The 6,503-nt window shown below is 76.1% G+C and carries 7 protein-coding genes; 1 reads left to right on the top strand and 6 read right to left on the bottom strand.

Annotated elements, in window-relative coordinates; genetic code table 11:
* Nucleotides 1–313: 313 nt before the first annotated feature.
* Complete coding sequence (locus tag ACIGXJ_RS26825; protein WP_399650186.1) at nt 314–1,129, top strand: L,D-transpeptidase family protein; 816 nt, start codon at nt 314–316, stop codon at nt 1,127–1,129.
* A 202-nt stretch (nt 1,130–1,331) separates the two neighbouring features.
* Here the strand turns inward: ACIGXJ_RS26825 and ACIGXJ_RS26820 are convergent, their stop codons facing one another.
* From ACIGXJ_RS26820 to ACIGXJ_RS26795, 6 genes are all read right to left on the bottom strand, one after another.
* Nucleotides 1,332–2,495 (bottom strand): hypothetical protein, encoded by a 1,164-nt coding sequence (locus ACIGXJ_RS26820; RefSeq protein ID WP_399650184.1) that lies wholly within the window; start codon nt 2,493–2,495, stop codon nt 1,332–1,334.
* Nucleotides 2,495–3,157 (bottom strand): RNA polymerase sigma factor, encoded by a 663-nt coding sequence (locus ACIGXJ_RS26815; RefSeq protein WP_399650230.1) that lies wholly within the window; start codon nt 3,155–3,157, stop codon nt 2,495–2,497. The genes ACIGXJ_RS26820 and ACIGXJ_RS26815 overlap by 1 nt, the downstream gene beginning before the upstream one ends.
* Nucleotides 3,158–3,673: 516 nt before the next feature.
* The gene (locus tag ACIGXJ_RS26810; protein ID WP_399650182.1) at nt 3,674–4,639 is read right to left on the bottom strand and encodes a hypothetical protein; all 966 of its coding nucleotides are present in this window, start codon (nt 4,637–4,639) and stop codon (nt 3,674–3,676) included.
* Nucleotides 4,636–5,244 carry an RNA polymerase sigma factor gene (locus ACIGXJ_RS26805; RefSeq protein WP_399650180.1) on the bottom strand — a complete coding sequence of 203 codons (609 nt, stop codon included), beginning with the start codon at nt 5,242–5,244 and terminating at the stop codon, nt 4,636–4,638. The genes ACIGXJ_RS26810 and ACIGXJ_RS26805 overlap by 4 nt, the downstream gene beginning before the upstream one ends.
* A 179-nt stretch (nt 5,245–5,423) precedes the next feature.
* Nucleotides 5,424–5,825 (bottom strand): hypothetical protein, encoded by a 402-nt coding sequence (locus tag ACIGXJ_RS26800; RefSeq protein ID WP_399650178.1) that lies wholly within the window; start codon nt 5,823–5,825, stop codon nt 5,424–5,426.
* A 122-nt stretch (nt 5,826–5,947) separates the two neighbouring features.
* Complete coding sequence (locus ACIGXJ_RS26795) at nt 5,948–6,502, bottom strand: hypothetical protein (protein WP_399650175.1); 555 nt, start codon at nt 6,500–6,502, stop codon at nt 5,948–5,950.
* Nucleotide 6,503 lies beyond the last annotated feature (1 nt).

Here is a 6,503-nt window from a genome sequence, read left to right as displayed (position 1 = left end):
ACACCGCGCGTGAACGGATACGCGCCCGGCTCACCCAGCTTCTCCGCCGGGTCCCAGCCCTCCAGCGCGTCCGGCCCGTACACCGGCTCGATGGGCAGTCCGGACTCCGACTCGCGTGCCATGGTGTGCCTCCGCGTAGCTTCATTACTCGCCAGTACAATCCGACCCTCGCCACGGACTGTAGCGGCGGCCGTGCACTCCGGTGGAGGGCCCCACGCTGGGACCTTGCTCACAACCATGCCGTGCCGGATGCAACCCGTCACGCGCGGGGAGACATCTCTGGGGGCGATAGGGGTGCCGATGGGGGTGCGACATGCGGAGTCCGGGGTTGCGCAAGGCGGTCGTCGCGGTGGTGGCCGTGCTCGCGGTGGGCGGGTGCCGGGCCGAGGGCGGCGCGCAGGGGCAGGGGGTGCCGCCCGTGAAGGTCACCAGGACCGGGCCGGCCGGCCCCGGGGAGGACGGCAGGCCCGGGAGCGCCGCCCCCGGCGCCCCGGCCGCGCGCGTGCTGTGGGCGCGGGGCGCGGACGGGCGGGACGTCCGGGAGGTGCAGGCGCGGCTGCGGCAGATCGCCTGGCTCTTCGAAGGGCCGACGGGGACGTACGACGAGGCCACCGAGGAGGCGGTGAAGGGGTTCCAGGGCAAGCGGGGGCTGCCGCGCACCGGGCAGGTGGACACCGTCACCTGGCGGCGGCTGCTGGGCATGACGCACGAACCCGGGCGCTGGGAGCTGTATCTGATGGGGGGCCAGCCGGCCGACGCGCCGGACCCGCGCTGTCTGACGGGCCGGGTGCTGTGCATCAGCAAGGAGAGCCGGACGCTGCGCTGGATGGTGGACGGACGGACCCTGCTGACCGTGCCGGTGCGGTTCGGGTCCGAGTACACCCCGACCAGGGAGGGTGAGTTCCGGATCTACTGGAAGTCACGCCACCACGTGTCCACGCTCTACGACTCCCCGATGCCGTACGCGATGTTCTTCAGCGGCGGCCAGGCGGTGCACTACTCCGCCGACTTCGCGGCCCGTGGGTACGCGGGGGCCTCGCACGGCTGCGTCAACGTACGGGACGAGGCGGCGATCGCGGATCTCTTCGCTCAGGTGCGCGACGGCGACAAGGTCGTCGTCCACCGGTAAGGCTCCGGCGGCGGGACGTGTGGGGCGCGGGCGGGACCGGGGGAACGTGTCCCACCCGCGCCAGGTGCACGAGCCACGGGTACGGGGGGAACCCCGGCTCTGTGCGAGGCCGATGACCAGTCGGCTCACTTATTACTGCGTCGCGGCCCGCGAAAACGTCACACCTGCACCGAGAAAATTTCGGCGCCCGAGAAATCGCAGGTCAGCGGCTTGCGTGGGCCCGGCTCTGCGAGGGTTGCGGGGACACGGGGGGCTGCTTGGGCAGGGCGGGGCCGAAGGCCGGCGGGCTGCCGGCGGAGCGGTCGCGCCGCCGGTGGCCGTCGCCGGTCCGGTCGCCGCTGCCGCCGCCGACCTGGTCGCCGTCGCCGACCTGACTGCCGTCGCCGGCCTCGCCGCCGCTGCCGCCGTCGCCCCGGCCGCGGTCGCCGTCGCCCCGGCCGCCGGCGCCCGTGCCGTGGCCCGGCTCGTCCTTGTCCTTGTCCTTGTCGTCGGATTCGCCGCCGCCGTTGCCGCCCTGGTCGCCGGTGCCGCGGCCGTCCTGGCCGGTGCCCTGGGACGTGCCCCCGGTGCCGTTCCCGGCGCGGGTGTCGAGCTCGCCGAGCAAGCCCTTGCAGTACGTCCACACGCGCGTGGAGCCGCCGGCCGCGCCCTCCAGGGCGCGCCTGCGGCCGGCGTCCAGGGCGCGGCCGTCGCGCACGGCACGGCAGGAGTCGACGGTCTCGTGCCGGGTGTCCGCGATACCGGGGCCGTCGGGGGTGGCGCGGTCGCGGCCGCGGACGCCGGCGCCTGCGGAGTCCCGGGCGGTGTCCCGGCCCGCACTGCCGCCGTCGGCGGAGCCGCCCGGCCGGTGCGAGGGACCGCTGCCGTCGGGCGAGGGCGTCACGAGCGGCCGGCGCGTGGCCGGGGCCGCGGAGACCGAGGCGGCGGGGGCGGGATCGGCGCTGTCGAACGGCGTCGGCAGGACTCCGGTTCCCGCCGCGACGGCGACCCCGCCGACCATGCCGGCGGCCAGCGCGGCGGCCAGGCCGTACCGCAGCGGGCGGGTCCAGCGCGGGTGCCGGAGCGCACCGGCCGAGCCGTCGCGGCCGCCGAGCCGGACCAGCCCGGCGTCGGAGCCGCCGCCGCGTGCGGCGGCACCACGGGCCGCCGGGCGCTCGGCGCGGGCGCTGCGGAACGCGGCCAGCGCGGCGGCCTCGCCGGGGAGTTCGGTGCTGGTCGGGGCGGGTGTCGCGGACAGCGCGGCGAGGACTTCGGCGAGCCGCTCGGCCTGGTCCCCGGCATCGGCGCCGACGGCATCCGGAGCCTGCCCGCGCAGCAGTCGCTCCGCCGTTTCGCGGTCCAGCCACCCGTACTGCTCGTCGGCCATCACATGTCCTTCTGCGTCCGCGGTCGCGTATGCGTCACACTCGCGGACGTCACCGTCCTGCCGCGCGGTTCTCGCTGGGCGGGCAGCGCGTCGAGCACGCCCGTGGATTCCGGATCCTCGCCGATGAGCTCCGCGAGCCGCTTCAGCCCCCGGTGCGCGGCGGTGCGGACGGCCCCCGCGCGTTTGCCGAGCGTCTCGGCGGCGGTCTTGGCGTCGAGGCCCACCACCACGCGCAGGACGACGGCCTCGGCCTGGTCCTGTGGGAGGCGGGCGATCAGGGAGAGGGTGCGGCCCGTCGCCAGGGCCTCGATGGCCTCGCCCGCGGTGTCGGACTCGGCGGGCTTGCCGGTCAGCTCGGTCTCGTCGCCGCCGACGGCGGGGCGGCGGCCGCGCATCCGTATGTGGTCCAGGGCGCGGTTGCGGGCTATCCGGGCGGCCCAGCCGCGGAAGCGGTCGGCGTCGCCGCTGAACCGCTCCAGGTCGCGGGCTATCTGCAGCCATGCCTCGGAGGCGACGTCCTCGGCATCCGGCTCCCCCACGAGCGTGCGGACGTATCCGAGCAACCGCGGGTGCACCGCGCGGTACACAGTCCGGAACGCGGTCTCGTCCCCGTCCTGTGCCGCAAGCACCGCGGCCGTCAGCTCCGCGTCGTCCCCCAGCACCGCGCCCCTCTTGCGCACCGATCCGGTCGTACGCCGCAGTCTCAGGGCCACACAGCCCTGGCAGTCCGGCGCGAAAGGCACGTTACGGCGTGAAACCGTTCGCCGTCCATGCGCTACGAAGTCAGATAGAAGATGCAACTAACTCGTGACGCGGTGGACGGCTGCGGGGTGTGACAGAAATCGGCGGCCGGGCGCTGAAGGAAGTACGGGCCGCCGCGCGGCCCGTCCGCGCGACGGCCGGGGCCTCTCCTGTGGGGGGTGGCGGCCCCGGCCGTTGCCTCGGCGCCACGCCGCCCCTGATCCTCAGCTCTCCCGCGTTCTTCCGCGTCGTCTGCGTTCTACTGCGTACGTCTGCGTAGTGCTGTGTACGTCTGCGTAGTGCTGTGTAGATCTGCGTTCTGCTGTGTACGTCTGCGTGCTTCTGCGTTCTTCTGGGTTCTTCCGGGTGCTGCCGCGGGTCTGCCGGGCTTCCGCCCCCGGTTCTCATCCGCTCCTCGGCGCCGCTCCTCGGCGCTTCTACCGGGGCTTCTTGTCCTCGACGGGGCCGGTCGGGGCCGCCACGTCGGGCCGGCCGGTCTCGGCGGGCGGGTCCAGTACCGTCGGCGGGTCCACGGGGGCCGGCGGGACCACGTCCGAGGGGACCGCCCCGTCCGAGGGGACCGCGACGTCCGGCAGGGCCGGCTCGGCCGCCGGAGCCGGGGCCTTCGTGGCCCGGGTGCGTGCGGCGCAGTAGGCGTCGACGCGCTTCTCGCCGCCGGCCGCCTTCACGAGCCGCTCCCAGGCCGTCGCCTCCAGCGCCTCGCCGCGGCCCTCGACCTCCGCGTAGGCCCGGCAGCGGGCCTCGTCGGTGTCCTCGGCCGTCGGGGGACCGCCGGAGGGGCCGGACCCGGTGGCGGGGGTGCCCGGGCGGTCGCCGGGGGCGGCGCCGGCGGAGGGCGCGGTGCCGGACGGGGTGCCGTCGGAGGGGACGCCGCCGGCGGGGGCCGCGGGCCGTCCCCCGGTGTCCTCGGGGCTGTCGTCCGTGCCGCCGACGGCCGCGTAGGCGACACCGCCGAGGGTCAGCCCGGCCAGCAGCACGGCGAGGGTGGTCCGCAGCGGCCGGCCGGCCCGCGCCTCACGGGGCCGCCAGTCGTCGCGCCGCCGGGTCCGCGCCCGCCGGGCACCGCTCTGCCGTGCCGCCCGGTACGCCGCGAGCGCCCGCCGCTCGCCCTCGGAGCCGGGCTCGACCCGCCGCAGGGCGACGGCGAGGTACTCCTCCAGCGCCGCCGTGCCCTCGCCGTGGCCGGGACGGGCGGCGGCAGGGTCGGGTGTCGTGCCGCCGTCCAGCCGCTCGCCCATGCCCGCTTCCGCTTCCATTTCCGCCCCGCTCACCCGGTTGCCCCGGTCCTCCGGGTCCGCCTGGTGCACCAGGCCCGCCGGGTCCACCCGGTCCATCGGGTCCGTCCGTCTCTCCGCCGGTCTGCCGCCGCCGTCGTCGTTCATGTCGACTCACCCAGCGTCCGGGGAGCCTCATCCGTCACACCCAGCTGGCGTGCCAGCCGTTTCAGCCCGCGGTGGGCCGCGGTGCGCACCGCGCCGGGGCGTTTGCCGAGGACGCGGGCGGCCGCGGGCCCGTCCAGGCCCACCACCACACGCAGCAGCACGGCCTCGGCCTGGTCGGGCGGCAGCGACCGGACCAGCTCCAGGGCACGCTCGGTGGAGAGCGACTCCAGCGCCTGCTCGTGCGTGCTGTGCGGGCCGGGCAGCTCCAGCACGTCCTGCTCCAGCGTGCCGCCCCGCGGGCGTACCCGCAGCCGTCGCAGGTGGTCCAGCGCGCGGTGCCGGGCGATCGTCGCCGTCCAGCCGCGGAAGCCCGCCCCGTCACCCTTGAACCGGCCCAGGTCGCGGGCGATCTCCAGCCAGGCGTCGGAGGCCACGTCCTCGGCGTCGTCGCCGACGAGCCCGCGCAGATACCCGAGCAGGCCCGGCTGCACCAGTCGGTAGGCGACCGCGAAGGCGGCCTCGTCGCCGTCCTGGGCCCGAGCGACCGCCGCGCCCAGCTCCCCGTCGTACGCCTGCACGCGCCGGGGTTCCCCTCCCTGGCCCAAGACCGTCCTCGTTCGCACCGGTTGCCTGCGGGAGCGCGCCGTACGGACCTCGTCGTCGGTACTGACGTCCCCCGTCTCAACAGCGCCGGGATTCACAGAAGTGTCACAGCTGTGCGGTGGGCCCCGGGAAGACGCCTCCCGGGGCGGCCGGCCCGGCGTCGGTCACGCCGGGACCGCCCTCACGGCCGGCCCGCCGTCGCGTCCCGGCACAGCAGCCGCAGGGAGCCCTGCCCGGTGAAGCAGCGCCGGGCCTCGTCGATGGGGTCCCACAGCCGGCCGTCGGGGGTGCGGACCCAGTGGTCGCCGCCGGAAGCCCACCACTCGCCGCCGGTCTGCCGGACGACGACCTCACCGGCGTACGCCCCGAGCCCGCGCAGGACCTGCTCCATGGCGGCGTACGGCGGGTCCTCGCGCCGCAGGTCCTCGATCATCCGGTCGACGCGCCACAGGCTCTGCGCCGAGTAGTCCAGGCGCAGCCGCGCGCCCTCCCGCATCGTCGCCACCGCGTCGGCCGCCCAGCGGACGGGCTTGGCGGCGGCCTGGGGCCTGGTCTCGTGATGTGTCGTCGTCAGAGTCGTCACATAGGCAAGAGCGGGGTCGGCGGCGGTTTCGTCACTGTGTTCCGGCCGCTCGCCGCGACCGGCGCGGGATTGCCCCGCCTCCCCCGCACCACGGTCACAGGATCCGCCGTCGGTGAGGGTTCTCAGCCCTGCTGCCGGGTACGGCGCGACACGACGGCGCGCAGCACCCGCCGGCCCTCCGTGGACACGTCCAGGGCGCTGCGCAGCCCGGACGGGCCGTGGCCGGCGAGCAGTTCCAGGACGGTGACCTGGCGGCGCAGTTCGGCGGCGACGAGCGGTGACACGCCCTCGGTGCCGCCCGCGCGGCAGGAGTCGACATCGCCGCTGTCCTCGGCGGGGTCGAGCAGCCGGTGTATCCGGAGCGAGGCGACCGAGCAGGCGTCCGCCCACTCCCGCACCTCGCCGCCCGAGCGCGTCGCGGGCGCGGCGTCCAGCATCCGCCGGGCGAGCAGCGCGGCCTCGTCGGCGCCGGGGCCCGGGGCGTCCAGCTTGTCGCGCGCCTGGTCCAGCAGGCCGCCCCACGCGGCGGGGTCGGCGCCTTCGGCGAGGTTCGCCCACAGCGGGCGCAGGAGTTCGTCGTCGCCGCCCAGCAGCGGCACGCACCGATCCAAACAAGCCAGCCCGCTGGCGGCCAGTCCGCGCTCGTCGGCCTGCGCGATCAGTTCCACCAGGCTCATT

It is taken from the genome of Streptomyces sp. NPDC053367 (assembly GCF_044545925.1).
In the GTDB taxonomy this organism is placed as follows: domain Bacteria; phylum Actinomycetota; class Actinomycetes; order Streptomycetales; family Streptomycetaceae; genus Streptomyces.
Note: the sequence above shows the minus strand (reverse complement) of the source record. Positions and strands in the feature narration are given on the sequence as shown.

Bases quoted from the DNA above. Each gene is read 5' to 3' on its own strand.
- ACIGXJ_RS26795 (WP_399650175.1), bottom strand. From the start codon at position 6,502: ATGAGCCTGGTGGAACTGATCGCGCAGGCCGACGAGCGCGGACTGGCC.
- ACIGXJ_RS26825 (WP_399650186.1), top strand. From the start codon at position 314: ATGCGGAGTCCGGGGTTGCGCAAGGCGGTCGTCGCGGTGGTGGCCGTG.
- ACIGXJ_RS26820 (WP_399650184.1), bottom strand. From the start codon at position 2,495: ATGGCCGACGAGCAGTACGGGTGGCTGGACCGCGAAACGGCGGAGCGA.
- ACIGXJ_RS26810 (WP_399650182.1), bottom strand. From the start codon at position 4,639: ATGAACGACGACGGCGGCGGCAGACCGGCGGAGAGACGGACGGACCCG.